At 74.6% G+C, this 25,539-nt stretch carries 26 protein-coding genes and 1 riboswitch; of the genes, 13 read left to right on the top strand and 13 right to left on the bottom strand.

What is annotated here, in order from left to right:
* Positions 1-660 precede the first annotated feature (660 nt).
* Together EDF18_RS10935 and EDF18_RS10930 are read right to left on the bottom strand one after the other, a co-directional pair.
* Entirely contained in the window at positions 661-1,620 is a 960-nt protein-coding gene (locus tag EDF18_RS10935; RefSeq protein WP_123548299.1) for an aldose 1-epimerase family protein, read from the bottom strand.
* A gap of 112 nt (positions 1,621-1,732) precedes the next feature.
* Positions 1,733-2,581, bottom strand: coding sequence for a DeoR/GlpR family DNA-binding transcription regulator (locus EDF18_RS10930; protein ID WP_199732423.1), 849 nt, complete (start codon positions 2,579-2,581; stop codon positions 1,733-1,735).
* 90 nt (positions 2,582-2,671) lie between these two features.
* Between EDF18_RS10930 and galT the strand changes: the two genes are divergently transcribed.
* On the top strand, positions 2,672-3,772 hold the full coding sequence (galT, locus tag EDF18_RS10925; RefSeq protein WP_123547828.1) for a galactose-1-phosphate uridylyltransferase: 1,101 nt from the start codon (positions 2,672-2,674) through the stop codon (positions 3,770-3,772).
* A complete protein-coding gene (gene galK, locus EDF18_RS10920) occupies positions 3,772-5,016 on the top strand; it encodes a galactokinase (protein ID WP_123547827.1) in 1,245 nt (414 codons plus the stop codon). Before galT ends, galK begins: the two co-directional genes overlap by 1 nt.
* Positions 5,017-5,632: 616 nt before the next feature.
* Here galK and EDF18_RS10915 read toward each other — a convergent pair.
* Together EDF18_RS10915 and glyA are read right to left on the bottom strand one after the other, a co-directional pair.
* Entirely contained in the window at positions 5,633-6,526 is an 894-nt protein-coding gene (locus EDF18_RS10915; RefSeq protein WP_123548297.1) for a bifunctional methylenetetrahydrofolate dehydrogenase/methenyltetrahydrofolate cyclohydrolase, read from the bottom strand.
* Between the two features lie 263 nt (positions 6,527-6,789).
* Positions 6,790-8,106 (bottom strand): serine hydroxymethyltransferase, encoded by a 1,317-nt coding sequence (gene glyA, locus EDF18_RS10910; RefSeq protein WP_123547826.1) that lies wholly within the window; start codon positions 8,104-8,106, stop codon positions 6,790-6,792.
* A gap of 63 nt (positions 8,107-8,169) precedes the next feature.
* A riboswitch (ZMP/ZTP riboswitch) is annotated at positions 8,170-8,254 on the bottom strand.
* A gap of 39 nt (positions 8,255-8,293) precedes the next feature.
* Between glyA and EDF18_RS10905 the strand changes: the two genes are divergently transcribed.
* The 3 genes from EDF18_RS10905 to EDF18_RS10895 all read left to right on the top strand — a co-directional run bounded on the left by EDF18_RS10905 (position 8,294) and on the right by EDF18_RS10895 (position 9,685).
* A complete protein-coding gene (locus EDF18_RS10905) occupies positions 8,294-8,821 on the top strand; it encodes a hypothetical protein (RefSeq protein ID WP_123547825.1) in 528 nt (175 codons plus the stop codon).
* 103 nt (positions 8,822-8,924) lie between these two features.
* Positions 8,925-9,227, top strand: a complete 303-nt coding sequence (gene clpS, locus EDF18_RS10900; protein WP_123547824.1) for an ATP-dependent Clp protease adapter ClpS — start codon at positions 8,925-8,927, stop codon at positions 9,225-9,227.
* The gene (locus EDF18_RS10895; RefSeq protein ID WP_123547823.1) at positions 9,224-9,685 is read left to right on the top strand and encodes a DUF2017 domain-containing protein; all 462 of its coding nucleotides are present in this window, start codon (positions 9,224-9,226) and stop codon (positions 9,683-9,685) included. The genes clpS and EDF18_RS10895 overlap by 4 nt, the downstream gene beginning before the upstream one ends.
* Positions 9,686-9,740: 55 nt before the next feature.
* Here the strand turns inward: EDF18_RS10895 and EDF18_RS10890 are convergent, their stop codons facing one another.
* Positions 9,741-9,926: a PspC domain-containing protein gene (locus tag EDF18_RS10890; protein WP_123547822.1), complete on the bottom strand. Its 186-nt coding sequence runs from the start codon at positions 9,924-9,926 to the stop codon at positions 9,741-9,743.
* A 179-nt stretch (positions 9,927-10,105) separates the two neighbouring features.
* On the opposite strand from EDF18_RS10890, the gene EDF18_RS10885 reads away from it, so the two are divergent.
* Both EDF18_RS10885 and EDF18_RS10880 read left to right on the top strand, forming a co-directional pair.
* A complete protein-coding gene (locus tag EDF18_RS10885) occupies positions 10,106-11,830 on the top strand; it encodes an ABC-F family ATP-binding cassette domain-containing protein (RefSeq protein ID WP_123547821.1) in 1,725 nt (574 codons plus the stop codon).
* Entirely contained in the window at positions 11,827-13,113 is a 1,287-nt protein-coding gene (locus tag EDF18_RS10880) for an SGNH/GDSL hydrolase family protein (protein WP_148050085.1), read from the top strand. The genes EDF18_RS10885 and EDF18_RS10880 overlap by 4 nt, the downstream gene beginning before the upstream one ends.
* 116 nt (positions 13,114-13,229) lie before the next feature.
* On the opposite strand, the gene EDF18_RS10870 is transcribed toward EDF18_RS10880, so the two are convergent.
* The 3 genes from EDF18_RS10870 to EDF18_RS10860 all read right to left on the bottom strand — a co-directional run bounded on the left by EDF18_RS10870 (position 13,230) and on the right by EDF18_RS10860 (position 16,410).
* Positions 13,230-13,862: a hypothetical protein gene (locus EDF18_RS10870; protein WP_123547819.1), complete on the bottom strand. Its 633-nt coding sequence runs from the start codon at positions 13,860-13,862 to the stop codon at positions 13,230-13,232.
* A gap of 492 nt (positions 13,863-14,354) precedes the next feature.
* Positions 14,355-15,725 carry an MFS transporter gene (locus tag EDF18_RS10865; protein ID WP_123547818.1) on the bottom strand — a complete coding sequence of 457 codons (1,371 nt, stop codon included), beginning with the start codon at positions 15,723-15,725 and terminating at the stop codon, positions 14,355-14,357.
* 193 nt (positions 15,726-15,918) lie between these two features.
* On the bottom strand, positions 15,919-16,410 hold the full coding sequence (locus EDF18_RS10860; protein ID WP_255416196.1) for a DUF805 domain-containing protein: 492 nt from the start codon (positions 16,408-16,410) through the stop codon (positions 15,919-15,921).
* A 305-nt stretch (positions 16,411-16,715) separates the two neighbouring features.
* On the opposite strand from EDF18_RS10860, the gene EDF18_RS10855 reads away from it, so the two are divergent.
* From EDF18_RS10855 to EDF18_RS10845, 3 genes are read left to right on the top strand one after another with little or no spacing between them, the layout of a single operon-like run.
* Entirely contained in the window at positions 16,716-17,111 is a 396-nt protein-coding gene (locus EDF18_RS10855) for a DUF2256 and DUF3253 domain-containing protein (RefSeq protein WP_123547816.1), read from the top strand.
* Entirely contained in the window at positions 17,108-17,482 is a 375-nt protein-coding gene (locus EDF18_RS10850) for a YidH family protein (RefSeq protein WP_123547815.1), read from the top strand. The genes EDF18_RS10855 and EDF18_RS10850 overlap by 4 nt, the downstream gene beginning before the upstream one ends.
* Positions 17,479-17,859, top strand: coding sequence for a DUF202 domain-containing protein (locus EDF18_RS10845; protein WP_123547814.1), 381 nt, complete (start codon positions 17,479-17,481; stop codon positions 17,857-17,859). The genes EDF18_RS10850 and EDF18_RS10845 overlap by 4 nt, the downstream gene beginning before the upstream one ends.
* A gap of 150 nt (positions 17,860-18,009) precedes the next feature.
* On the opposite strand, the gene EDF18_RS10840 is transcribed toward EDF18_RS10845, so the two are convergent.
* On the bottom strand, positions 18,010-18,528 hold the full coding sequence (locus tag EDF18_RS10840) for a DinB family protein (protein ID WP_123547813.1): 519 nt from the start codon (positions 18,526-18,528) through the stop codon (positions 18,010-18,012).
* A gap of 167 nt (positions 18,529-18,695) precedes the next feature.
* On the opposite strand from EDF18_RS10840, the gene EDF18_RS10835 reads away from it, so the two are divergent.
* Positions 18,696-20,066 (top strand): LysM domain-containing protein, encoded by a 1,371-nt coding sequence (locus EDF18_RS10835; RefSeq protein ID WP_123547812.1) that lies wholly within the window; start codon positions 18,696-18,698, stop codon positions 20,064-20,066.
* A 125-nt stretch (positions 20,067-20,191) separates the two neighbouring features.
* Here the strand turns inward: EDF18_RS10835 and bla are convergent, their stop codons facing one another.
* Positions 20,192-21,223 (bottom strand): class A beta-lactamase, encoded by a 1,032-nt coding sequence (gene bla, locus EDF18_RS10830; protein ID WP_123547811.1) that lies wholly within the window; start codon positions 21,221-21,223, stop codon positions 20,192-20,194.
* Between the two features lie 149 nt (positions 21,224-21,372).
* A complete protein-coding gene (locus EDF18_RS10825; protein WP_123547810.1) occupies positions 21,373-21,918 on the bottom strand; it encodes an MOSC domain-containing protein in 546 nt (181 codons plus the stop codon).
* Positions 21,919-22,020: 102 nt separating this feature from the next.
* Here EDF18_RS10825 and EDF18_RS10820 point away from each other — a divergent pair, with 102 nt between their 5' ends.
* Positions 22,021-23,103 carry a hypothetical protein gene (locus EDF18_RS10820; protein WP_123547809.1) on the top strand — a complete coding sequence of 361 codons (1,083 nt, stop codon included), beginning with the start codon at positions 22,021-22,023 and terminating at the stop codon, positions 23,101-23,103.
* A gap of 117 nt (positions 23,104-23,220) precedes the next feature.
* Here EDF18_RS10820 and EDF18_RS10815 read toward each other — a convergent pair whose 3' ends face one another.
* Entirely contained in the window at positions 23,221-23,796 is a 576-nt protein-coding gene (locus tag EDF18_RS10815) for a GIY-YIG nuclease family protein (RefSeq protein ID WP_123547808.1), read from the bottom strand.
* Positions 23,797-23,866: 70 nt separating this feature from the next.
* Entirely contained in the window at positions 23,867-24,100 is a 234-nt protein-coding gene (locus tag EDF18_RS10810) for a hypothetical protein (protein ID WP_123547807.1), read from the bottom strand.
* 150 nt (positions 24,101-24,250) lie between these two features.
* Between EDF18_RS10810 and EDF18_RS10805 the strand changes: the two genes are divergently transcribed.
* On the top strand, positions 24,251-25,441 hold the full coding sequence (locus EDF18_RS10805) for a hypothetical protein (RefSeq protein WP_123547806.1): 1,191 nt from the start codon (positions 24,251-24,253) through the stop codon (positions 25,439-25,441).
* Positions 25,442-25,539 lie beyond the last annotated feature (98 nt).

Below are 25,539 nucleotides of genomic sequence, written 5' to 3'. Positions count from 1 at the left end.
TCTGGTGCCGCACAGATCAGATCTAAGGCCTTAGGCCGTCAGTCCTCGCCAACAGGCGTAACAGAACGGCCCCGCCATGCTGACTCAACCAGCGGGTCTTGGGTTCGAACCCCACGGGGCCTACGAACGAGGAAAGGCCTCCCCGCATAATCGGGAGGTCTCTCCTCGTTCGTGGGTCTCGTGTCGTCGAGAACGCACTCGTGCTGGTGGGGATCGAGCCCCACGGGGCCCACGAACGACGAAGGCGACACCCCAACTCCACCGGGTGTCGCCTTCGTCGCGTCGAGGACGCACCGAGGGCCGGCTGCCGACGCCGGAGACGAGCGTGCCCCCGACCGGCGGAGCCAGCGGGGGCACGGTGCACCGGGAGCGGCTCCGGTCCCCGGATCAGGTGGGGAACGGCGCACGGACCTCCCGGCGACTTGTGTCCGGTAACCAGCCGAACGAATACACGCTAGCGCCCAGACGGGCAGAGCGGGGTGTGCGGCAGGGACCACCTGCGCATACTGGACAACAGGTCAGCGGGTCGGTTTCGCCGGGCGACACGTGTTGCACAGCTGGATCGGTGCCTCCCGTGACGTCGGTGAAGCGACAGCGACGCGATGACGACGAGACGACGCGGGACATCGCGGAGGTTCGTCGCGATCGCGTCGCCTACGCCTACGCCCGCGCGGACTCGCCCGAGGAGACCGGCACGACCCGCCGGATCCCCCACGCCGCCGTCCACGTCTCGCCCGGCTCGAGCCAGAGGAGCCCCTCGCCGGTCGCCAGCGCGTTCGGCGGCGCCGTCATCGGCTCGACCGCCACGGCCAGCCCCTCGGCCCCCGCGCGCGGGAAGTTCCGCGGCGTGAACACCTGCACGTACGGGAACGCCTCGTCTTGCCAGAGCTCGGTCACCGTGCCGTCGGGCGCCGTCAGCCGCGTGCGGCGCACGCCGTCGGAGCCGGGCTGCACGTCACGATAGGGAGTGTCGAGGTCGAGGTCGCCGAGCCGGGGCCCGCCACGGAGGTCGGCCGACGTGCCCGCCACGGGCGACGTGCCGGTCGGGATGCCGCGCTCGCTGACCTCGTACCGGGTCGCCGCCTCCAGGGCGATCGTCAGCGTCGCCGGGTCGTGCTCGCCGACGCGGAGGAAAGGGTGCGAGCCGACGGCGAACGGCGCACGGGCTGCGCCGACGTTCGACACGGTGTGCACCACCCGCATGCCGTCGGCGACGAGCTCGTGCCGCACCGTCGTCTCGAGCGTGAAGGGCCAGCCGTGCTGCGGGAACACCGTCGCCGCGAGCGTCACCGCGTGCGGCTCGACGTCGACCGCCCCGCACGCCGTGTACCGCAGCAGCCCGTGGCTCGCGTTGCCCTTGGCCGGCTCGGTGAGGTCGAGCTGCAGCTCACGTCCGTCGAGCGTCCAGCGCCCGCCGTCGACGCGGTTCGGCCACGGGAAGAGCGTGATCCCGCACGCCGACGGCGGCGTCTCGTGCTCCGCGAACGTCTCGGTCAGCGCCTCGCCGTCGACGGCCAGGGCGCGCAGCCCTGCGGCGACCTCGGTCACCGTCGCCGTGACGACGCGGCCGTCGGCCTCGAGCCGCAGCTCGTGCTGGTGCCCGGTGGGTGGGGTCGTCATGGTCGTCCCTTCGTCGTGAGCGTCGCGACCGTGGTGAGCGTCGTCGCAGGAGGTGCGGGTGCGGACTGCAGGACGCGCAGCCGTGCCGGTGGCCGGCACCGCGCCTCCGGCGTCAGCCTGCCAGGTCGTCGGCCGACCCGGCCGGGCCGGGACCGTCATCGGGCAGCTCGGCCTCGACGACCTCGAGCCCGGCTCGCCGCAGGGCGTCGACCTGCCCGGCGTCGGCGTCGGCGGTGATGAGTGCCTCGAACCGGTCGAGCGGGCCGATGACGCCCAGGTGCGCCTCGCCGAGCTTGCCGCCGTCGGCGACGATGTACGAGCGCCGGGCGGTGGTGGTCATGAGGCGCTTCAGGTCGGTCTCGGGCAGGTTGACGTTGGTCGCGCCGTGCTCGGCGTGCACGCCTGTGCAGCCGATGAAGGCGAGGTCGGCGGTGATCGAGCTGAAGACGCTGGTCGCCAGGGGGTTCACGAGCGAGTGCTGCAGCGGCCGGAGGGTGCCGCCCGAGACGATCACCGTGAACCGGGGCACCGCCTGCTCGAGGGCCAGCGCGATGGTCAGCCCGTTGGTGACGACGACGACCCCCTCGAGGTCGTGACGGTCGAGCAGGGCCAGGGCGATCTGCGTCGTCGTGGTGCCGACGTCGATCACGACGCAGTCGCCCGAGCGCACGAGCGAGGCGGCACGGACGCCGATCGCCTTCTTGGCGTCGGTGCCGACCGCGCTCTCCTCCTCGAAGGGGCGCTCGACCGGCCGGTCGACGGAGAGGGCGCCGCCGTGGACGCGCGACAGCAGCCCCTCGGCGGCGAGGCTCTCGAGGTCGGTGCGGATCGTCACCTCGGAGAGCCGGAACTCACGCGCCAGCTCGGAGGTCGAGACGAACCCGCGACGGCCGACCAGGTCGGCGATGCGCCCGCGCCGACGCTCGCCGGGCAGCGGGGCGTCGTCGGGGTTGCGGGTCACCCCTCGATCTTCGTATGCTTTCACCTGCTTTCGCAAGTGCAAGTCGCGGGGGCGTCCGCAGGCCCCACCCCCGCCCCCCGAGGAGGCACCATGGCGTCGATCGCCATCCGCCCGACGACACTGGCCGACGGCCGTGAGCTCATCTACTTCGACGACGCCGACACCTCCCTCGGCGCCGAGCGTCGTGCCGACGCGCGCGTGCTCGACCCGCGCCCCGAGACCGCCTCGATGCGTCAGGACCCGCTCACGGGCGAGTGGGTCTCGATCGCGGCCTCGCGCCAGAACCGCGTGTTCCTGCCGCCGGCCGAGCTCGACCCCCTGGCCCCCGCCTCCTCGACGAACCCGTCCGAGATCCCCGACCTCTACGACGTCGCCGTCTTCGAGAACCGCTCCCCGTCGTTCGGCCCGAACCTCGACGGGCCCGACGCGCCCGCCGGTCTCGCCGACCTGGCCGAGGTCGGCCTCGGCCGCACGCGCCGCAGCGTCGGCCGCTGCGAGGTCGTCTGCTTCAGCCCCGAGACGCACGGCTCGTTCGCCGGCCTCAGCGACTCCCGAGCGCGCACGGTCGTCGAGGCGTGGGCGCACCGCACCGAGGCCCTCTCGGCCCTGCCCGGCGTCGAGCAGGTGTTCCCGTTCGAGAACCGCGGCCAGGCCATCGGCGTGACCCTGCACCACCCGCACGGCCAGATCTACGCCTACCCCTACGTGACGCCGCGCACCTCCGCGCTGCTGCGCAGCATCGACGCCTACGGCCCCGACCTCTTCGCCGACCTGCTCGAGAGCGAGCGCAGCGGCCCGCGCGTCGTCCTCGCCGGCGAGCACTTCACGGCCTTCGTGCCGTTCGCCGCGCGCTGGCCCATCGAGATCCACCTGCTCCCCCACCGCCACGTGCCCGACTTCGCGGGCCTGACGAGCGACGAACGCGACGAGCTCGCGGTCATGTACAAGCGCCTCCTCACGGGCCTCGACGCCCTCTACGGCGACGAGACGCCCTACATCGGCGCCTGGCACCAGGCTCCCGTCAACGTCGGGCGCGACACCGTCCGACTGATGCTGCAGATCACGTCCCCGCGACGTGCCGAGACCAAGCTGAAGTTCCTGGCGGGCTCCGAGGCCGCGATGGGAGCCTGGGTGGGCGACCTCGTGCCCGAGGTCCAGGCCGACCGACTGAGAGAGGCGATGACGCGCTGATGGACACCACCCCCGACACCGCAGGAGGCGCTGCCCGCGCCACCGAGACCGGCCACGCCCGCGACTTCGCCTCCGTCTTCGACACCGCCGTCGCCGGACGGTGGTCGGCGCCCGGCCGCGCCAACCTCATCGGCGAGCACACGGACTACAACGACGGCTTCGTGTTCCCGTTCGCGATCGACCGCCGCACGGTCGTGACCGTCGGCGTGCGTGACGACCGCCTCCTCCGTGTCGCCAGCACCTTCGACGAGAGCGTCCACGAGATCTCGCTCGACGAGCTCGACCCGGCCCGCCTGGACGGCTGGTCCGCCTACGTGTTCGGCATCGCCTGGGCGCTCTCCGTCGCGCCGACGCGCGCCGCGTCGCCGTCGTTCGCCGCCGCCGGCGGAGACCTCTCGACGATCGACCTGTCGACGGCGCCCGGGCTCGACCTGTTCGTCACCTCCGACGTGCCGATCGGCGCGGGCCTGTCGTCGTCCGCCGCGCTCGAGTGCTCGGTCGCCGTCGCGATGACCGAGCTCTGGGGCCTCGACGTGAACCGCGCCGCCCTCGCCGCCGTCGGCCAGCTGTCCGAGAACGAGGCCGTGGGCGCGCCCACCGGCATCATGGACCAGTCCGCGTCGCTGTTGGGCCAGGCCGACTCGGCCGTGTTCCTCGACTGCCGCAGCCTCGACGCCGACGTCGTCGACCTCGGCTTCGACGCGGCGGGCCTCGAGATCCTCGTCGTCGACACGCACGTCGAGCACGCCCACGCCACCGGCGGCTACGTCGACCGCCGCACCTCGTGTGAGCGCGGAGCCGAGGCGCTCGGCGTCAGCTCGCTGCGCGACCTCGACGTCGACGACCTGACCCGTGCCGCCGAGGTCCTCGACGACGAGACGTTCCGCCGCGTGCGCCACGTGGTCACCGAGAACCAGCGCGTCCTCGACACCGTGCGCACCCTGCGCACCGAGGGCGCCGAGGCCATCGGCGCGCTGCTCGACGCCTCCCACGTCTCGATGCGCGACGACTTCGAGATCTCGGTGCCCGAGCTCGACCTCGCGGTCTCCACCGCCCAGGCGGCCGGGGCCGTCGGTGCGCGCATGACCGGCGGCGGCTTCGGCGGCTCGGCGATCGCGCTCGTCCGCTCGGCCGACCGCGACGCCGTCGCGTCGGCCGTGACCGCCGCCTTCGCGGAGGCCGGCTTCGCCGCGCCGACCGTCTTCACGGTGCACCCCGCCGAGGGCGCACGCCGCGACGCCTGACGCGACCCGCACGCTCGACCCGGCCCGCTCGTCCCCTCCCGGGGGCGGGCGGGTTCGTCGTGTGCGGGCCGGGTCCGTCGTGCACAGCCAGCACTGCCGACCACGGTCGAGTTCGACGACGACGGGCGTCCACGAGAGCCCGGCGACGACGAACTCGCCCGGACCGGCGAGCCCGACCGGACCGCCGGGCGCAAGCACAGGCGCAGGCGCCGGCTCGACTCACGCGAGGAGGGACGAAATGCGGCCGGGCCAGGCCGTACTTCGTCCCTTGTCAGGCACTTCCACGCGCTGCAGGCCGCGCCGCCGCCGGGCGCCCGGCGCCAGCGTGAGAGTTATGCGAAAAGGGACGATGTCCCCACGGGCCCCGCGCTACTCAGTCCCTTCTCGGGCACTTCCTGCCGCTGCGCCGCGCAATGCCGGGCGCCGGGGCCCGGCGGGCGTGGCCCCGGCCGATGCAGGCCCAGGCGGGCGCCGGGCGCCGGGTGCGCCAGGCGCGGCGGGCGCCAAGCTCGGCGGGCGCCGAGCTCGGCGGGCGCACCGGGCGCGCCGGTCGCGCCGGGCGCCGGGCGCGGCGGGCGCGGGCGCGGCGGGCGCGGGCGCGGCGCGGCGCGGCGCCTCAGGCGACGCGCTCGGCGGCCTCGACCACGTTGGCGAGCAGCATCGCACGGGTCATGGGGCCGACTCCCCCGGGCACCGGCGACAGGGCGCCCGCCACAGCAGCCACGCCCGGGTCGACGTCGCCGCGCAGCTTGTACTTGCCGGTCTCCTCGTTGAGGACACGCGTGATGCCCACGTCGATCACGGTCGCCCCGGGCCGCACCCAGTCCGGCTTGACCAGGCCGGCCACCCCGGCGGCGGCCACGACGATGTCGGCCCGCCGCACCTCGGCGGCGACGTCGGCCGTGCGCGAGTGCGTCAGCGTGGCCGTGGCCTCGAGCCGCGTCAGCAGCAGCCCGAGCGGACGCCCCACCGTCAGCCCCTGGCCGACGATCGTCACGTGCGCACCGGCGATCGGCACGTCGTAGGCGCGCAGCATCGCGACGATGCCGCGCGGCGTGCAGGGCAGGGGCGTGTCGATCGAGCCCTTGCCCCCGGGCACGGCGAGCACGAGCTCGCCGAGGTTGACGGGGTGGAGGCCGTCGGCGTCCTTCGCGGGGTCCATCAGCTCGAGCATCACCGTCGGGTCGATGCCCTCGGGCAGCGGCAGCTGGATGATGAAGGCCGTCACGGCCTCGTCCGCGTTCATCGTCTCGATCGCGGCGCGGATCTCGGCCTCGGACGCCGTGTCGGGCAGGTCGATGCGGATCGACTCGATCCCCACCTCGGCGCAGTCGCGGTGCTTCCCCGCGACGTACGACAGCGAGCCGGGGTTGGCCCCGACGAGGATCGTCCCGAGCCCCGGCGCCGTGCCGCGCGCCTTGAGGGCGTCGACCCGCTCGCGCAGGTCGGCCTTGACGGTCGCGGCGAGAGCCGTGCCGTCGATCTTCACGGCACTGCCCGGCCCGGCGATCAGCGGCCGCCCCTGGTCATCGACGTCGACCCCGACGGCACCGGACGGGGAAGGACCCCCGCCGACGACGGCACCAGCACCGGCGACCGCGGCCGCACCGGCAACAGCACCGGCAGGACCGGCAGGGGCAGCAGCAGCACCGGCACCGGCAGCACCGGCAGAAGCAGCAGCCGCAGTCGCAGTCGCAGTCGCACGGTCGGCCGCACCGGCCGGCTCAGGGGACGAGGAGGCGCCGGTCGCGTCGACCGGGCCCACGCCCGCGCTCACGCGTAGAGCGGGAACGCGTCGGTCAGCGCCTTCACCCGCGCGGTGAGCGCGGCGATGTCGGGCTCGGGCATCAGCGTCGCGGCGATGATGTCGGCGACCTCGGCGAACTCGGCGTCGTCGAAGCCGCGGGTCGCGAGTGCGGACGTGCCGATGCGGACGCCGGAGGTGACCATCGGCGGGCGAGGATCCCACGGGACCGAGTTGCGGTTCACGGTGATGCCGACCTCGTGCAGGAGGTTCTCCGCCTGCTTGCCGTCGACCTCGCTGGCGCGCAGGTCGACGAGCACGAGGTGCACGTCGGTGCCGCCGGTGAGCACGTCGACGCCGGCTGCCTTCGCGTCGGCCTGCATGAGGCGTGCGGCGAGCGCCTGGGCACCGCGGATGGTGCGCTCCTGGCGGTCCTTGAACTCGGGCTCGGCCGCGAGCTTGAACGCGGTCGCCTTGGCGGCGATGACGTGCATCAGCGGGCCGCCCTGCTGGCCGGGGAAGACCGCCGAGTTGAGCTTCTTGAAGAGCGGCTCGTGGTTCGACAGGATCACGCCGGACCGGGGACCGGCGAGGGTCTTGTGCACGGTCGACGAGACGACGTGGGCGTGCGGCACGGGCGAGGGGTGCAGGCCGGCGGCGACGAGCCCGGCGAAGTGCGCCATGTCGACCCAGAGGTACGCGCCGACCTCGTCGGCGATGGCGCGGAAGGCCTCGAAGTCGAGCTGGCGGGGGTAGGCCGACCAGCCGGCGATGATCACCTTGGGCTGGTGCTCGATCGCCTGGCGACGGACGACGTCCATGTCGATGAGGTACGTCTCGGGGTCGACCTCGTACGCGACGGCCTTGTACATCTTGCCGCTGAAGTTGAGCTTCATGCCGTGGGTCAGGTGGCCGCCGTGCGACAGCTCGAGGCCGAGGATCGTGTCGCCGATGTCGGCGAGCGCCGCCAGCACGGCGGCGTTGGCCTGGGCGCCCGAGTGGGGCTGCACGTTGGCGAAGTCGGCGCCGAACAGCGACTTGGCGCGCTCGATGGCGAGGTTCTCGGCGACGTCGACGAACTCGCAGCCGCCGTAGTAGCGACGGCCCGGGTAGCCCTCGGCGTACTTGTTCGTCAGCACGGAGCCCTGCGACTCGAGCACGGCACGCGGCACGAAGTTCTCGGAGGCGATCATCTCGAGGTAGTCGCGCTGACGGCCCAGTTCTTGCTCGAGCACGGCGGCGATCTCGGGGTCGACCTCGCTGAGCGGGGCGTTGAAGGTCGAGGGCAGCTTCTGGCCGGCGCTGGTGTCGGCGGCGCCGACGGTGGACTCTGACTGGATCGTCATGGCGGGTCTCTCTCTACACGGTCACGGGACGAGGGCGGCACGAGGTGCCGGTTCTTCAGGTGGTGAGGTGGCCCAGGCGTACGGCCACGTACCGTGTGTGCGTCGCTCCCCGATGGTGACCATCTGAACGCCAGTCGCGACCGGTCGATCATATCTCGGCGGGCTGGGCGGATGCGAGACTGGGGCGATGCCGGACCGCACCGCCACCTCCACGTCCGACGTCCGGTTCCGCACCGGCATGACCGGCTGGCTCCGGTGGCCGCTGGTGGCCGTGATGCTCGCCCTCGCCGTGTTCTCGTGGGTCGCGCCGGGCGACGACGCCAGCACCTCCGAGCGGACCGTCGGCCCCCTGGTGCTCGTGCTGGTCGCGATGATGCTCGCGTCGATGGGCGTCACCGTGAGGGCCGACCGCGAGCGCCTCCTCCTCGCGTTCACGCCCTTCTACCGGCGGTCGGTGGCGCGTCAGGAGATCGTCTCGGTCACGGCCGACACCTGGAGCCCGATCAGCTTCGGCGGCTGGGGCGTCAAGGGCTGGGCGCGGTCGAGCAAGGGGCTGCTGCTGAACGCCTCCCTCGGTCGGCGGGGCGACCAGGGGCTGCGCGTCATGACGACCGACGGGCGCACCTACAACGTCGAGGTGCCCGACCCCGTCGACGCGGCTGCCAGGGTGCGCGAGCTGCTGGACGTGCCGGAGGCGCCGGTCGCGACGCGCTGACCGGCGGCCGTCGGTGCGACGGCCGGCCTGCGAGAGGCGCCCGAGGAGGTGCCGACAGACCAGACGGTTCGTTCTGTCGGGCGAGCCGTGGCACGCTGGTGCGGTGACGCAGACCCTCGACGACACGCGCACCGGGACCGAGACCGGCGAGCGCCTCCTCGTCGCGCCCGACGTGCCCTGGGTCGTGCTCGTCTGGGACGACCCGGTCAACCTGATGTCCTACGTGAGCTGGGTGTTCCGCAGCTACTTCGGCTACGCGGCGGCCGAGTCGGAGCGCCTCATGATGCAGGTGCACACGACCGGCCGCGCCGTCGTGGCCACCGGCCCTCGCGAGGCGATGGAGCGGCACGTCGAGGCCCTGCACGACTTCGGCCTCTGGGCGACCGTCGCGAAGGCCGACGAGTGATCCCGTTCCGGCGTCGCGGCGACGACCTGCTGCTCGACCTGCCCGAGCACGAGGCGCGGCTGCTCGGCGACCTCGTCGCCCAGCTCGTCACCGTGCTCGAGGGCGGCGACCCCGGCGACCCTGCCGTGGCGCGCCTCCTGCCGTCCGCCTACCCCGACGACGAGGAGGCGGCGGCCGAGTTCCGCAGGTTCACCTCCGACGACCTCACCGCCCGCAAGCTCGCCAACGCGCGACGGGTGCTCGACGACGTCGCGGCGCCGACGGCCGAGCGGCTCGACGCCGCGGGGCAGCAGTCGTGGCTGCGGACGCTGACCGACCTGCGGCTCGTGCTCGGCAGCCGGCTCGGCGTCACGGTCGAGGGCCCGGCACCGAGCGACGACCCGCACGTGGTCGTCATGCACGACGTGTTCGACTGGCTCGGCTACCTGCAGGAGAGCCTGGTCCAGACGCTGGGCTGAGCCCGCGCGCTGCGAGACCCAACCTCCTCGGGATCGTGGCCGGTCCTGGCAGGTGCTAGCGCCCCTCCTTCGGGAACACCACCCAGAGCACGAGGTACAGCAGCACCTGCGGGCCGGGCAGCAGCAGCGACAGCACGAACAGCAGCCGCACGAGGAACGGGCTGAGGCCGAAGCGGTTCGCGAGGGCGGCACAGACTCCGGCGATGACCTTGCCGCGGCGGGGACGAGTGAGGGTAGCCATGGGCCCACCCTGCCAGTACGCCCTCGACGTAGCTCAGGAACTCGCGCGGCGGGGTTCCTGCATCGTGCACGGTTCAGGACTCGTCATTCCCCCGGTGCGCGGATCGGGACACATCTTCCTGAATGAGGGAGGCGGCGGACGCGATCACGGCCGGGACGGGCGCCTGGGAGGATGGTCCGATGAGCGCATCACTCGTGGCGAAGGACCTGGCCGGCGGCCACGGGCACCGCACCCTCTTCGACCACCTCGACCTCACGGTCGCGCCCGGCGACGTCGTGGGCGTGGTGGGCGTGAACGGGGCCGGCAAGTCGACGCTGCTGCGCCTCCTCGCCGGCGTCGACGAGCCGCAGGGCGGCTCCGTCGTGCTGAGCCCGGGTGACGCGTTCGTCGGCTGGCTGCCCCAGGAGCACGAGCGCGTGCCCGGCGAGACCGTCGCCGGCTACATCGGCCGCCGCACCGGCTGCACCCAGGCCGCCGCCGAGATGGACGAGGCCGCCTCCGCCCTCGGCGACGTCGACGCGGCGCCCCGCGCAGACGGCCTCGACCCGGCGGACGTGTACTCGACGGCGCTCGAGCGCTGGCTCGCGAGCGGCGCGGCCGACCTGGACGACCGCCTCCCGCAGGTCCTCGCCGAGCTGGGCCTCGGCGCCGGGGCAGGTGCCGGAGCAGGTGTGAGCTCGGGCAGTGCCGCCGAGGGCGCCGTCGGCCCCGACAGCCCGATGACCTCGCTCAGCGGTGGCCAGGCGGCCCGGGTGGGCCTCGCCGCCCTGCTGCTCAGCCGCTTCGACGTCGCCCTGCTCGACGAGCCGACGAACGACCTCGACCTCGACGGCCTCGAGCGGCTCGAGCGCTTCGTGCAGGGCCAGCGCGGCGGCGTCGTGCTCGTGAGCCACGACCGCGAGTTCCTCGCGCGCTGCGTCACCAAGGTGCTCGAGCTCGACCTCGCCCAGTCGTCGAACCGGGTGTTCGGCGGCGGCTACGACTCCTACCTCGAGGAGCGCGAGACCGCCCGACGTCACGCCCGCGAGGCCTACGACGAGTTCGCGGACAAGAAGGCCGACCTGGTGGGCCGTGCCCGCACGCAGCGCGAGTGGTCGAGCCAGGGCGTCCGCAACGCGATGAGGAAGGCACCCGACAACGACAAGATCCGCCGCAAGGCGTCCGCCGAGTCGAGCGAGAAGCAGGGCCAGAAGGTCCGGCAGATGGAGAGCCGCATCGCGCGCATGGAGGAGGTCGACGAGCCCCGCAAGGAATGGCAGCTCGAGTTCACCATCGGTTCGGCACCGCGGTCGAGCGCCGTCGTCGCGACGCTCAGCGGCGCGGTGTTCCGCCAGGGCGAGCCGGGCGACGAGTTCATGCTCGGCCCCGTCTCGCTGCAGGTCGACGGCGGCGACCGCATCGGCATCACCGGGCCCAACGGGGCCGGCAAGTCGACGCTGCTGCGCGGGCTCCTGGGGCGTCAGGCCCCGAGCGAAGGAGGCGCCAGCCGCGGAGCCAGCATCGCCGTCGGCGAGATCGACCAGGCGCGTGCGCTCCTCGCCGGCGACGAGCCCCTGGCCGAGGCCTTCGAGGCGCTCGTGCCCGACTGGCCCCAGGCCGAGGTGCGAACCCTGCTCGCCAAGTTCGGGCTGAAGGCCGACCACGTCTCGCGCCCCGTCGACGAGCTCTCGCCCGGCGAGCGGACCCGCGCTGGTCTCGCCCTGCTGCAGGCCCGCGGCGTGAACGTGCTCGTGCTCGACGAGCCGACGAACCACCTCGACCTCGCCGCGATCGAGCAGCTCGAGCAGGCGCTCGAGTCGTACGAGGGCACGCTGCTGCTGGTGACGCACGACCGGCGGATGCTGCAGACGGTGCGGCTCGACCGGCAGTGGCGCGTCGAGGGCGGCCGGGTGACGGAGTCGTGACCCGCGCCTCCTCGACCACCCGCTCGCTCTCGACGACCCGCTCGCGCTCGACGACCCGCTCGTGGCGCTCGTCGACGCGACGAGCCTTCCCCGTCGCGGGGCTGCTCGCCGCGGCCCTGCTGCTGGCGGGCTGCACCAGCGGGGCCGGAACGGACGACGACGCGACGTCCGGCGCGACGGGCAGCGCCTCGGCCGCACCCGACGCGGGCACCGGCACGAGCGCCGGCTCCGACGACGCCTGGGCCGCCTGGGACGCGGCCCTCGCCGACGTCGACGGGTCGCCCGCCCGGTGGCTCGCGGTCGGCGACTCGATCACGGAGGGGCAGGGCGCCTCCTCGGTCGGCTCCCGCTGGGTCGACCTCACCCGCGACGCCCTCCGCGCCGCGCACCCCGTCGACGGCGTCACGGGCGGCGTCGGCTACCGGCCGGCGGTGTTCGCGACCTACGGACCCGACTCCCCCTGGGGCGACTGGGCGACCGACCGCCAGGGCGGCGTCGACCTCGACGGCACCTCGCCTGCCCTGGGCTTCCGCAGCCTGGAGCTCGAGCCCGGCGCGCAGGTGAGCTGGCCGGTGACGGGCACCGACGTGGACCTCTGGTGGGCAGGAGGCGGCGGCTCCTTCACCTGGGACGTCGACGGCACCCGGCAGGGCCAGGTCGACACCGGCGCCTCCTCGGCGTCGTCGTCCGTGACCCCGGTCGAGGACCTCGGCTCCGGGCCGCACACCGTGACGGTGACCGTGGCGGCCGGCGACCGCTCGGACGAGCCCGTCGTGCTGCACGGCCTGGCCGCCTTCGACGGCGACCGGGAGCGCGGCGTGACCCTGTACGACTCGGCGCGGTCGGGCGCCACGACCGGCACCTTCACCGACGACCTCGCGGGCTGGCTCGAGGCGGTGGCCGCGGCCGAGCCCGACGTCGTCACGATCACGCTCGGGGCCAACGACCTGCGGGGCAGCAGCCCCGAGGAGTTCGCCGACGGCTACCGGGACGTCGTCGAGGGCCTGCAGGCGCTGGACGCGCCTCCTACCGTGGTCGTCGTCGACGAGTTCCCCGTCGCGGCCGGCCTGGCCGACACCGGGCAGGCGCCGATCGCCGACTACGCCGCCGCGCTCGACGAGGTCGTCGACGAGACCGGCGTCGTGTCGGTGTCGCTCGGCGACGCGCTCGCGAGCTCGGGCACGACCGACCTGCTCAGCCTGCTCTCGTCGGACGGGCTGCACCCGAACGACGCCGGCCAGCGCGCGATCGCCGCGTTCATGACGGGCGTGCTCGGGCGCTGAAGCGCCTGGCCGCATGGTGCGGCTGCCGGCTGCGGCTGCCGCCGCCGCTGCCGCCGCCGCTGCCGCCGCCGCTGCCGCCGCCGCTGCCGCTGCCGCTGCCGCTGCCGCTGCCGCTGTTAGTTGATCAGCGAGAACGCCGCGTCGAGGGCCTGGTCGGCGTCGAGCGAGGTCTCGGTGGTCGCGGTCGCCGTGACGTTGAAGAGGCCGTGCGTCGTGATGACCGTGCCGCCGTTCACGAGGATGCCCGTGCTCTCGCCGGTCTGGGTGAACGCGCGGCCGTCGAGGTCGGCGGCGCGGCTGTCGTCGACGGCGGTGACGCCCTCGGTCGCGGCCACGGTGTCGGCCTGCTCGGCGATGGTGTCGGCGTCGAACTCCTGCACCTGGGCGACCGCGATGACCGCCTGCACGGCGCTCGCGTCGGCGGTGTCCTCGGTCGACGATGCCCACGAGCACTGGAAGCCCTCGTCGGTCGCCGTGCTCTCGTCACGCAGCTCGAGGCCCTCGACCGCGGAGCCCAGGGCCTCGCCCACGGCCTCGCACGAGCCGAAGGCGATCATCGTGCCGGGCTCGCCGTCACCCGCGGCCGCCGAGCTGCCGCCGCTCGACCCGCCGGTCGCCCCCTGGCTCGCCTCGTCATCGGAGTCGCCGCCGCTCGTGCAGCCGGTGAGGAGGAGCGCCAGCGCCAGCGCCCCGGAGGCGGCGGTCGCCACGGCCCTGCGCGAGCGGGTCGTCGAGATGGTCGGTGTCATGGGTGTCTCCCCCTGGGGACTCGCCGCCGGCTCCCTGCGCCGGCGGGCCGTGCCACCTTATCGAGGGGCTCCGACGGCGGTCCCGGTGACGGGGGCGCGCCTCCTCGGGGCAGGCCACGCCGCTCCGGTGGCGCTGGCCGCCCTGCCTGCCCTGCCTGCGCTGACTGCCCTGCCTGGCCTGGCCGCTGGGCGCATGCCGGCAGGTGCGTGCACCTGGCCGTGCGCCGTCGCGGCGACCAGCGGGTACCGTCGAGCGTCCACCGACGATACGGAGTCACCCATGGCCTCGCTGCTCCGCAGGCTCGCGCCCCTGCTCATCCCCATCATCATCCGCAAGTTCCAGAACCGGAAGGGCGGCGGGAACGGCCAGGCCGGTTCCGGCTCCGGTCGCCGCCGCTAGGCGCCCGCACCCCACCTCACCGCTCTGACACCGCCGAGTGATCGGAACACCGCCGAACCACGTGGTGTCCTGTTCACTCGGCGGTGTTCGTGTCAGCCCGCGGCGGTCTCGTGGACCAGGCGGCGCTGGCGGCGTGCGCGGGCGACCAGCACGCGGTCGGTGACGACCACGGCCACGAGCACCACGGCGGCGATGCCGACGTAGAGCAGCGGCAGGGTGTCGAGCCCCGACCCGTCGAGCACGAGGGCGCCGATCAGCGCGCCTCCGCCGATGCCGGTGTTGAACGCCGTCGTGTAGAACGCGCTGGCGATGTCGCGGTGCTTCTCGGGGCTGACCTGCAGCATCTTCGTCTGGAACAGCGGGGGCAGGGCACCGAAGGTCACGCCCCAGATCACGAAGGCGACCAAGGAGGGGCCCGGCTGCCCCTCGAGCAGCACCAGCGCCAGCACGGACACCACCACGATGCCCACCCCGACGGGGATGCTGACGCGCGGCCGCTTGCCGAGGAACCAGCCGACCATCAGCAGGCCGACGCCGCCCGCGATGCCGAACGCGAAGAGCGCGACGCTGAGGCTCGACTCCGCGATGCCCGTCGAGCGCAGCAGGTACGGCGCGATGTAGGTGAAGAACGAGTAGTGGCCGACCATGAACACGGCCGTGATCAGGCAGCTGAAGACGATGCCCATCACCGACGGCGGCGGCAGGTGCCGGGACGCGGTCGGCGTCGAGCCGGTGAGCGTCGGGACGCTGCCCGTCGCGGTCGAGGCGGCCAGCGCCTCCTCCGAGTCGCCTGCGGGCCGTGCCGTGTGCGTCGACGGGACCGGCGGCAGCAGCCGCCACACGAGCACCGCGCCGAGCGCCATCGCTCCGGCGAGGATGCCGAACGCGGCACGCCAGCCCAGGCCCTGGCCGAGCGCCGTGCCGAGGGGCACGCCGAGCACGAAGGCCAGCGTGCCGCCGCTCATCGCGACGGCGAGCGCGCGCCCGACCTGCTCCCGCGGGACGAGGTGGGCCGCGTACGCGCCGCCGATCGCCCAGAACATGCCGTGCGCGAGCCCGCCGAGCACCCGCGAGGCGACGACGAGCTCGTAGGTCGGCGCGATCGCCGTGAGCGCCGCGCTGATCGCGAGCACGGTGATGAGGCCGACGACGATGAGGTGGCGGGGCAGCTTGCGGGTCAGGTGCGTGAGCCCGGTGCTGGTGAGCACCACGGTGAACGCGAAGACGCTGACGAGCAGGCCGATGCTCGACTCGCTGACGCCGAGCTCGCCGCTCATCTCGGGCAGCAGGCCGGTGGGCAGCATCTCGCCGGAGATGCTGAGGAACGTGGCGACGGCGAGCGCGAGCAGCCCGGCGAGCGGGAACGTCGCGGGCGTGGTGGGGCGGCCCGTCGAGGAGGCGCGGGTCGAGGAGGAAGCAGAGGTGGAGGTCGTCGAGGGACGACCCTGGGCAGCAGGTGTCATGGGAGGGTCTCGGTCAGTCGGCGGGCGCCGTTCCCTCGACCCGAGGTGCCGTGGCTCCGGCAGCTCTGCTGCGGTTCAGCGATGCTGACGCTCAACGATGCTGCGGGGCCGGCTCGGCGGGGAGGATGGTGATCCCGACTGCGCGCTGTCGTGCACGCCCGGGGCCGCACGTGACGCGCGACCATGGAGGATCTTACCGGCTGCCCTCCGGAGGCGCCAGGGCCCCTCTCCCGCCCGGCCCGTCGGTGGGCAGACGGTCGAAACGGACGCCCGCCGCCCTCGACCCCCGCGCCAGCAGCACGAGCATCAGGAACGACAGCATCGGCACGAGCACGGCGACGAGCGCCCACCAGCCCGAGATGTCCGCGTCGTGCAGTCGTCTGATCGCGAGGGCGACCATCGGCGCGAGGGTGAGCAGCGACCAGACCGTCCAGATGAGGACGGAGGCGCCGCCCGCCGCGTCGCCGGAGGTGTCGGTCCAGGAGAAGAGCGGCTGCGTGCCGAGCGGGCCGGCGCCGAACGGGCCGGTGGGCAGCCGCAGGTCGCGGGTGCGGCCCTGCAGGAACGGCACCAGCAGGAGCAGCACCGCCCCGACGGCGGTCTGGAGCAGCCACGTCCACCAGAACTCCGAGCGGCTGGCCCGCCCCGTGGTGGTGAGGCGGGTGACGGCCCGGGCCCAGGCGATCCAGGGCCGCGAGACGGAGACGGGGCCGTCGACGGTCAGCGAGTCGGGCAGTCGGATGCGCGCGCCTCCTCGGTGCGGACGGCCGTGGCCGTCGTGGTCGTGCGGCGGCCCGGTCGGCGCCGTCGCCCCTCGACGCTAGCGAGCGCAGACCGCTCTGTCGAGGGCAGGTCGGCCGACGGGGCGCGACGCGGAAACGACGAGGAAGCGACGCGAGCGCGACGAACCTCCGCGGAGGATCGCGCCGGTTCGTCGTCATCACGTCGGTTCGTCAGCCACGCGTCAGCCGCGAGGCGCAGCATGGACGGGTGAGCACGCCCGAGGAGAAGACCTGCCGCTCGTGCGGCCGCCGCATCGAGTGGCGCAAGAAATGGGCCGCGAACTGGGACGAGGTCGCGTACTGCAGCGACGCGTGCCGCCGCCGCAAGGTGTCCTCGCTCGACCGCCAGCTCGAGGAGCGGATCCGCGAGCTCCTCGCGGCCCGTGCCGCGACCTCGACGATTTGCCCGTCCGACGTCGCCCGATCGATCGCCCCCGACGACGAGGCTGCCTGGCGCGACCTCATGGAGCCCGTCCGACGAGCCGCCCGACGTCTCGTCGCAGCCGGCGAGGTCGACATCACGCAGGGCGGCTCGGTGGTCGACCCGTCGACCGCGAAGGGCCCGATCCGCATCCGACGACGGCGCGCAGGAGGCGGCCGGTGACCGCCGAGGACCGCGACCGCCGGTTCCCCCGGCGCGTCTACGGCACGGGGCAGGAGCCCGACGTGCGGTTCAGCCTCGCCAACGAGCGCACGTTCCTCGCCTGGGTGCGGACCTCGCTCGCGCTCGTGGCGGGCGGCGTCGCCCTCGAGGCGCTGGGGCTCGGCCTGCAGCCCGGGCTGAGGCTCGCGGCGTCGCTCGTGCTGATCGTCGCCGGGATCGCGGCTCCCGTGCAGGCCTGGGTCGGCTGGGCCCGCACCGAGCGCGCCCTTCGGGCCGACCGGCCGCTGCCGTCCGCGCCCTTGGCGCTGCCGCTCGGCGTCGCCGTCGCGGTCGCCGGGGTGCTCGTGCTGCTCGGGGTCGTGCTGGCGTGAGCGACGGCCCGTGGGACCCGGGCCTGCAGCCCGAGCGCACCGCGCTCGCCTGGCGCCGCACCGGCCTGGCGCTGACCGTCGGGTCGCTGATCGGCCTCCGCGTGCTGCCGCCCCTGCTCGGACCTGCCGCGTACGTGCTGGCCGGGCTCGGGGTCGTCGCGTCGCTCGCCGTGCTCGCCGCGGCGCACCGGCGGTACCGGCGGGTGCACCGCCTCCTGCTCGCCGCCCGTGACGCTGGCCACACCCGCGCCGGCGCCGGCTCGGCGAGCTCGCCCTCCCGGGTGCCCACCACCGGGGGCGCGCTGCCCGCGGCGACCGCGGCGCTCGCCCTCGCGGCCGGCCTCGGCGCCCTCGTCGTGGCGCTCGGGGTCCGCTGACCGGACGCGACGGCGGTCGAGTTGCCCCGGACGGCTGTTCCACGTCAGCCCGAGCGACCATTCAGGGCGACTCGGGCGACTCGGGCAACTCGGGTCGACTCGGCGACCCGATCATGGGCGCCGACGGAGCCCGAGCACCCGCGAGAGCCGTCAGCGGCGCACGTCGTGCAGGTGGTGCACCGGATCGTGCACGAAGTAGAGGCCGAGCGTCTCCACCGTGAAGGCGGCACCGTCGCTGCGCAGTCCGGTGCGGTGCACCTGGTCGGCGGGCACCTCCTCGAAGCGGCGGGCGACGACCTCGGCCGCGGCGAGGAGCTGCTCGGCGACGACGGCAGGGTCCTGCCCGGCGTAGTCGTCGGCGAGCGCCGTGGCGTCCTGGTCCCAGTTCTCGAAGGCGGGGGCGTCCTCGTCGAGCATGCGCCGGAGGCGGCCGTCGAAGACGCTGAAGACGTCGCGCACGTGCGCGCCGTACTCGAGCGGCGACCAGGTCGCGTCGTCAGGTCGCTCGCGGGCGTCGGCTCGGCCGAGCTCGGCAGGCCACGCGGCGGCGTTCGACCGCACCAGGCCGGGCACGTCGCCCAGCTCGACCTCGGCGGCGTCGTAGCCGCACTCGGGGCAGGGCTCGTCGAGCACCCAGGTCCAGTTCTTCGTGTCGGGGACGATCGGCATGACCCGACCGTAGCCAGTCGCCGAGGAGGCGCGCGAGGGAGATCCTGCCGACCTGCGTCGAGCGACCGCCACGAGGAGCCGGGAGGGGGACGGCGCGCGTCGGGACGTCGAACGGGCCCGGCTCGACCGTGTCGGCAGCCTGTCCTAGGATCGCCGCAGGGGGGAACATGACGGACGATCACACACCAGGGCCGCACGACGACGACGTCGAGCGTGATGGCACAGCACGCGGGCACGAGGCGCACGGCGACGACGCGGCGGCGGCGGAGCAGGCCCCTGTCGACGCGCGCGACGGCACCGCTGGGCGCCCTGGCACTGACGAGCACGGCGGAGGAGACGAGCGACCCGGCGCCGACGACACGTCGACGCGCGCGACGACGCAGCCGACCGAGGTGCAGCCCGCCGCGCCCACGGCCCACACGTCCGCCGACGAGCCGGCCCCCACGACGGGCGCGGGCCCGCGACTCGTGCCGTGGACGCACCGCCCCACGACGTCGGAGGGCACGGCCGGGTCGGCCGCCGCCTCCTCGGGGCGCTCCGGTGCCGCCGGGGCAGCCGGCGCGACCGGCGCCGCCGCAGCGAGCGCCGACACCGACTCCGAGGACGACGAGCCCGGGCGACGGCGAATGCGCCCTGCGGCGATCCTCGCCGTGGTCGGCGGAGCTGCCGTGGTCGCCGTGGTGCTCGGCACGGTCCTCGCGTTCTCGGGCGGCGGCCCGCTCGCGTCCGGCGCCCCCGCCGCGACGTCGGAGCCGGCCTCCCCGATCACGACCAGCGCACGCCCGTCGACCAGCCCGACGCCGAGCGCGACGCCGACGGCGTCCGCCTCGCCGTCCCCGCGAGCCGCGACCCCTCCCCCCGCGGAGGCCGCCGAGGAGGCGCCCTACGTCACTCCCGTCGCGGCGGGCACGGTGGTGGCCGAGGCCGACGTGCGGTCGCCCAAGGGCAGCATCGCGTTCCACTACCGGGTCGTCGCCGTGGGCGACGGCACCTTCTCGACCGAGTGGTCGGGCTACACCTCGACCTTGCCGGTCACGGTCCAGCTCTCCTACTTCGAGATCGCGCCCGCGGTCTTCGACGGCCTGACCTCCCCCGGCGACGGCGTGGCCGTGCTCGGCGGACCCACCTCGGCACCGACGTCGGGCTCCGCGCCCCTGCCGATCGGACAGCCGTCGTACCTCGGCACCCTCGTCGTGTCCACCGCCGAGGCAGCACCCGACGTGCCCGTCGAGATCAGCCGGGGCAAGGTCCTCGCGGTCGCCCCAGTCAGGTGGTCGGTGCCCGCGAAGACGACCAACATCGTCCCGGTCGACGGCGGCGTCGCGAACTTCGCCAACGGCGTCGTGACGGCGACCACCGCCGCGGGGGCGCCCAAGCGCTACCAGGTCTCCACCGGCGACACCGCCGACGCCGTCGCGGCCCGCTTCGGCATCACGGTCTCGGCCCTCATCTACCTGAACCAGGGCCTCGAGGTGATCGACGACGAGCAGCGCCTGTTCGACGGCACGGAGCTCCTGCTCGACCCGGACAGCCTCTGACGGGTCGGCGAGCACTGGCAGCCGGCTGCCAGTTGCCGGCAGCCGCCGAGTGGTCAGTTCCTGTCGCCCCGGGGCGATCGAAGGACCGGAACCGACCACTCGAACTCGATCTCGGGCCGGTCAGGTCAGGAGGGCGTCGGCAGGGCCCCGAGCACGATCGCGGCCGCGCGGGCGACGAGGGCGTCGTCGTAGCGGGCGTCGGGGTCGTTCCGCGTCGTGAACACGGTGACCACGACCGGTGCCCGGCCGGGAGGGGTGACGACGGCGACGTCGTTGCGGATGCCGCCCGCGCCTCCTGACTTGTCGGCCACGTCCCAGCCGTCCGGGGCTCCGGCACGGATCAGGGTGTCGCCGGTCGCGTTGCCGCTCATCCAGTCGAGCAGCAGCGCGCGGTCGGGGGCGTCGAGCCAGCGGCTGTCGAGCAGCGCCCCGAGGTCGGCCGTGAAGGCCGCGGGCGTGCTCGTGTCGTCGCTGCTGCCGGGCTCGATCGTGTTGAGCTCGGGCTCCCGGTTCACGACCTCGGTGGTCGTGTCGCCGATGTCCTCGAGCCCCTGGTCGAGCCCGGCTGGCCCTCCGACGCGGTCGAGCACGATGTTGAGGGCCGTGTTGTCGCTCTTCCGCACGGCCGCCTCGGCGAGCTGCGCGAGGGTCAACCCGTCGGCGACGTGCTCGCTCGTCACCGGCGAGTAGCCGGCGGCCTCGACGTCGGCCGCGGTCCAGGTGACGACCTCGTCGCGCTGCTCGGCGGGCACGTCGTGCAGCAGCTGGGCCGCCGCGAGCGCCTTGATCGACGAGGCGTAGCCGAAGCGCTCGTCGGCGCGGTGCGAGGCCGTCGTCCCGGTCTCCGTGTCGACGACGCTGACGCCGACGCGGGCGTCGAACTCGGCCTCGAGCGCGGCGAGGTCGTCGGCCACGTCGGCGGAGACGTCGACCGCCGGCGTCGCGGACGGGGTGGCGGCAGCGCCCGACGACGGGCTGGCGGTCCCGGCGGCACCCGACGGGGACGTGCTGCAGCCGCTGACGACGACGGCGACGAGCGCGGCCGTCGCGAGCGCCGCCGTGGTGCCGGTGGTGCGAGTGGCGCGGCGAGCGGCGGCGCTGGTGCTGGTGCTGGTGCTGGCGCTGGCGCTGGTGCTGGTGTGCGACCTGGTCCTCATGGAGCTCCTCCTGGCGTCCCCTCGCCGGGGCCGCGGTCACGACCGGGCGGGGACGTCCCCGACAGCATGGCCGCCGTCGCGGCCTCGCCGGGGGCGGACGACACGAGGAGGCGCGGAGTCCATCCCCGAGGATGACCCGGCCTCCGGCCTCAGACGGGCTGCAGCGCCTCGTGCTCCCCCTCGGGCAGCTCGACGCCGACACGGTCGCCGGGGGCGACCCGTCCGCCGACGAGCACCACGGCCATGACTCCCGCCTTGCGCACCACCTGGCCCTCGTCGTCGCGGGTCACCAGCTCGCGCATCAGGCCGGCCTCGAGCCCGTCGATCTGGACGCACGGGTTGCGCAGCCCGGTGACCTCGACGACCGCGTCGGGCCCGAGCCGCAGCACGGCCCCGCGGGGCAGCCCGAGCAAGTCGACCCCGCGCGTCGTGACGTTCTCGCCCAGCTCGCCCGGGGCGACCTCGAAGCCTGAGCCCTCCACCTCGTCGAACAGCTCGGCGTGGACGAGGTGCACCTGGCGCAGGTTCGGCTGCGAGGGGTCGCGGGCGACCCGCGAGCGGTGCTGCACGGTGGTGCCGGCGTGGGCGTCGCCGTCGACGCCGAGCCCGGCGATCAGGACGATGTCGTCGACCACCTCCTTCGAGAAGCGGTGCTCGGGGTCGCGGCTGACGGAGACGACGGAGGCGGCGGTCATGTCCCCATCATCCGCCGCGACGGGCGCCGGGTCGAGGGGGCGCCTCCTCGTGGTCGATCGAGTCCGAGCGCCGATGTCGGTGGCGGGTCGTAGCGTCGCGGCGTGCCCGAACCGATCGAGAGCTGGTGGGCCCGCCGTCAGCGGTCCCGTGCCGCCGAGGTGCCCTACGCGCCCGGCGCCTACCGCGACGCGTGGGCCCGCTACCCCGTGCTCGTGCGGCAGTACCGGCCCGAGCACAACCGGGGGCTGTTGCTGAGCCAGGTGCCTCCCGCGGCCGACGTCTGGCTGACCTGGCTCTGCGACGTGGGCCACCAGTTCGTCGCGACGCCCGACGAGCAACGCCACCGGCCTGGGCGTGAGCGACGACGGTCGTCGTGGTGCCCGACCTGCGCCGACCTCGCGTCGCCGCGGCGACTGCCCGCCGTGCCGATGGACCCGGCGCCGAAGCGTCCGCGCGACGCCCCCGAGACGGCGGCACCGGTCGCCGCGGCCACGGATGCGCCGCAGGGTCCGGGGCCTGGTCCGGGGCCCGTCGTCGACGGCGGCGAGCGGGCCGCCCTGCTCCGGCGCATCGGGGCGTCCCGGCCGGGCCTGCCGTCGCCGACGCCACAGTCGGCACCGTCGCCACGGTCGGCACCGTCGCCACGGTCGGCACCGTCGCCACGGTCGGCGCCGACGCCACGGTCGGCCCCCGCAGCCCGCGTCCCGAGGAGGCGCGACCAGCTCTGCGACCGCACCCCCGACCTGCCCGTCGGCGAGGCGTTCTCGAGCGCGTGCGCACCGCCTCCCGCGTCCGCGGTCGAGGAGCAGCTGCGGGCCGACCTCGCCGCCGCGATCACCTTCACGGCGGGGGTCGACGCGGTCCGCCTCGCGCGGCCGTTCTTCGAGCACCTCGAGGCGTGGCCCGACGTGCTGCTGCCCGAGCTGCGCGTCGCGGTCGAGTACGACTCCACGGGACGACACGGGCTCGAGCACGTCGGCCACCGCGAGGAGGCGGACCGCCGCAAGGACCGCGCGCTCCGCTCCGCAGGGTGGGAGGTCGTCCGCGTCCGGACCGGCGGCCTCGAGGCGCTCGGCCCCCACGACCTCGTCGTCTCCGGGTTGACGCGGAGCACCGTGCCGCAGTTGCTCGACGTGTTCCGCGAGGTGCGCGGCGACCTCTACGTCGACGCCTGGCTGCGCTGACCAGAGCGTGCCGACCCGCGTGGGTCGACCCGAGCGCACCGACCCGATCGAGGTGACGCGCCGGGGGCGTCGGCGGCCGCGGCACCCCTGCGACGCGTCACCTCGATGACCCGGCGATCACGAGCGCAGGGCGAGGGCCTCGCTGCGCCAGCGCGCGTAGGTGCTCCACGGGTCGTCCGAGCCGGCCCGGAGCGCCGCCGCGTGCGCGAGCAGCTCGGGCGCGGCCGTGAACCACTCGGTGCGGGCGAGGCGGTGCTCGGCGAACTGCACGTGCCGGCGGTGCTCGACGAGCCGGTCGCCGCGTTCGAAGGCGAGCAGGTCGTCGTGCCAGATCCGCGCGAGCCGACGTCGAGGGTCGGAGGAGGTGCCGATCTTGACCCGGTCGTCGAAGCGGAGGTAGTAGACGACATCGACCCGCGGGGGCGCGAGCTCGCCGTCGGGCGAGTCGCCGTGCCGCCACTCGCAGACCGCGCAGAGCCAGCCCGACGGCCAGTGCACGCCGAGCCGTGAGCCGCACGCGACGCACGGCGAGGGCAGCAGGTCGGTCAGACCGTGCTCGCGGTCGGACCAGTCGGCCGCAGCGTCGAGGTGCCAGGCACAGAGCGGGGCCGGGCCGCCGGGCTCGACCGGACGTCCGCAGCCGTCGACGCAGCAGACGGAGGAGGCGCTGCCTGCGCTCGAGGACCCGGTCACGTCGTCACCGTAGGTCCCGCCCCCGACATCGTGGCTCGCCGTCGACGCACCACCGCGCGTCCGCAGCGGGTCAGTCGCGCGTGTGCGCCTCTCCCCCGCCGGGACGCACCTTCGCGGTGTCGGCGACGTCGATGCGGGTGACGCCGTCGGGTCGCTCCTCGGTGGTGATGCGCGGGGCGGCATCCGACTCGTCCGACTTCGGTGCGCGAGTCAGCTGGTCGTGCCGTTTCTCGTCGGCGGTCATGCCGGTCGGGTCGCCGTGGTCGCCGGTCGTGCCGTCGTGCTCGGTCGCGTCGCTGCTCATGCGGTCGAGGCTACGCGGGAGCCGTCCCCGCGGCCCCCGCCGCACCCATCGGAGGGCGCCTCGTCCGGTCGCCCGCCGTTCACCCGTCCGGGCCGGCTCCCACCCGGCGACCGCCGTGCCCCCCGAACGCGGGGCGGCCACACTGGGAGCGTGACCGACGACGACCACCGCCCCGCGTCCCCGCCGCCCGCCGCACCAGCACCCGCCGTACCCGGCGTCACCGCTGCCACCACCGGCGGGGCGACGCCGACGCAGCACCGACCCACCGGCCGTCGCGACCTCGTGGCTGCCCTCGCGTTCGCCGCAGCGGTCGTCGTCGTCACGGCGGCGCAGATCGGGGGCACGGTCCTCCTCGTCCTGCTCGGGGACGGAGGCGGCGTGACCGCTCTCCTGCTCGGGGCCCTCGGCCTGGCCCTGCTGACGATCGCCCCGATCGTCCTCGGCGCCGTCCTCGCGGCGCGGGACGCGCCCACCACCCACCGGGAGCAGCGGCGCTCCCGCCGCCTGCTCGGGTGGATGCTCGGCGTGCAGGCGGGAGGAGCGGCCCTGGTGCTGCTGTCCGCCTGGCTGAGCGACCCGCCCGCCTGGCTCCCCGCCTCCTTCGTCGCCCTCGGCGCCGCGCTCACGGTGGTCGCCCTCGTCGCGGGCCCGGCGGTCGGCGAACACGTCCGGCAGGGCGCGGAGCCGGTCGAGTGGCGCGAGGTCCCCCACGGAGAGGTGCGCCGGGGGGTGCGCACGGTGACGCTCGCGTTCGTCCTCACCGTCGTCCCGGCCGCCGTCGGCCTCTCGTTCGTCCCCCTCGACGACGACGACTCAGGCGCCGACCTCCTCTTCGTCGCCGCCGGGCTGGGGTTCCTCGCCGCCTCGATCGCCTGCACCGTCGTCTCGTTCCGGCTGATGAAGCAGGCGGGGGCGGTGATCGGCCGCGACCACGACCGGGCCAGGAGGATCGGCAAGGCCGTCCTGTCCCGCCGCCCGCTCGAGCTGGGCCCCGACGACGAGCGGGTCGCCGCCCGGTGGGCCTCCGTGAGCGCCGTGTCGCTCCCGGTGCAGTACGCCCAGAGCGCGACGCTCTTCGCCGGCCTGATCTGCAACCAGCTGCCGCAGGCACTCGGCGACGACGACTCGACCTTCCCCCGCGTCCTGGTGGTCGCGATGGTCGTGATGCTGCTCGGCTTCACGCCTTTCTTCCTGACGCGGACCACGCGTGCACGTCGCTACGCCGCCGCACGGACGCACCTGCTGCCGCCGAGCGCGGCCGAGACGGCGGGACCAGCGGGATCTGCGGGCACGGCGGGCACGGCGGGCCCGGCTCCCGTTCCCGGCGGCGAACGCTCGTGACCGAGCCGTTCCCCAGCCGGCGGGACCTCCGCCGCCGCGGCTGGGACGAGTGACGGGCCGGGGCCGCGCAGCTCCTCACGCCGCGTCGCCGGCTCGTG

The sequence above is a fragment of the Frigoribacterium sp. PhB107 genome (genome assembly GCF_003751515.1).
In the GTDB taxonomy this organism is placed as follows: domain Bacteria; phylum Actinomycetota; class Actinomycetes; order Actinomycetales; family Microbacteriaceae; genus Frigoribacterium.
Note: the sequence above shows the minus strand (reverse complement) of the source record. Positions and strands in the feature narration are given on the sequence as shown.

Bases quoted from the DNA above. Each gene is read 5' to 3' on its own strand.
- EDF18_RS10935 (WP_123548299.1), bottom strand. From the start codon at position 1,620: ATGACGACCCCACCCACCGGGCACCAGCACGAGCTGCGGCTCGAGGCC.
- galT (WP_123547828.1), top strand. From the start codon at position 2,672: ATGGCGTCGATCGCCATCCGCCCGACGACACTGGCCGACGGCCGTGAG.
- galK (WP_123547827.1), top strand. From the start codon at position 3,772: ATGGACACCACCCCCGACACCGCAGGAGGCGCTGCCCGCGCCACCGAG.
- glyA (WP_123547826.1), bottom strand. From the start codon at position 8,106: ATGACGATCCAGTCAGAGTCCACCGTCGGCGCCGCCGACACCAGCGCC.
- EDF18_RS10905 (WP_123547825.1), top strand. From the start codon at position 8,294: ATGCCGGACCGCACCGCCACCTCCACGTCCGACGTCCGGTTCCGCACC.
- EDF18_RS10890 (WP_123547822.1), bottom strand. From the start codon at position 9,926: ATGGCTACCCTCACTCGTCCCCGCCGCGGCAAGGTCATCGCCGGAGTC.
- EDF18_RS10885 (WP_123547821.1), top strand. From the start codon at position 10,106: ATGAGCGCATCACTCGTGGCGAAGGACCTGGCCGGCGGCCACGGGCAC.
- EDF18_RS10870 (WP_123547819.1), bottom strand. From the start codon at position 13,862: ATGACACCGACCATCTCGACGACCCGCTCGCGCAGGGCCGTGGCGACC.
- EDF18_RS10865 (WP_123547818.1), bottom strand. From the start codon at position 15,725: ATGACACCTGCTGCCCAGGGTCGTCCCTCGACGACCTCCACCTCTGCT.
- EDF18_RS10840 (WP_123547813.1), bottom strand. From the start codon at position 18,528: ATGCCGATCGTCCCCGACACGAAGAACTGGACCTGGGTGCTCGACGAG.
- EDF18_RS10835 (WP_123547812.1), top strand. From the start codon at position 18,696: ATGACGGACGATCACACACCAGGGCCGCACGACGACGACGTCGAGCGT.
- bla (WP_123547811.1), bottom strand. From the start codon at position 21,223: ATGAGGACCAGGTCGCACACCAGCACCAGCGCCAGCGCCAGCACCAGC.
- EDF18_RS10825 (WP_123547810.1), bottom strand. From the start codon at position 21,918: ATGACCGCCGCCTCCGTCGTCTCCGTCAGCCGCGACCCCGAGCACCGC.
- EDF18_RS10810 (WP_123547807.1), bottom strand. From the start codon at position 24,100: ATGAGCAGCGACGCGACCGAGCACGACGGCACGACCGGCGACCACGGC.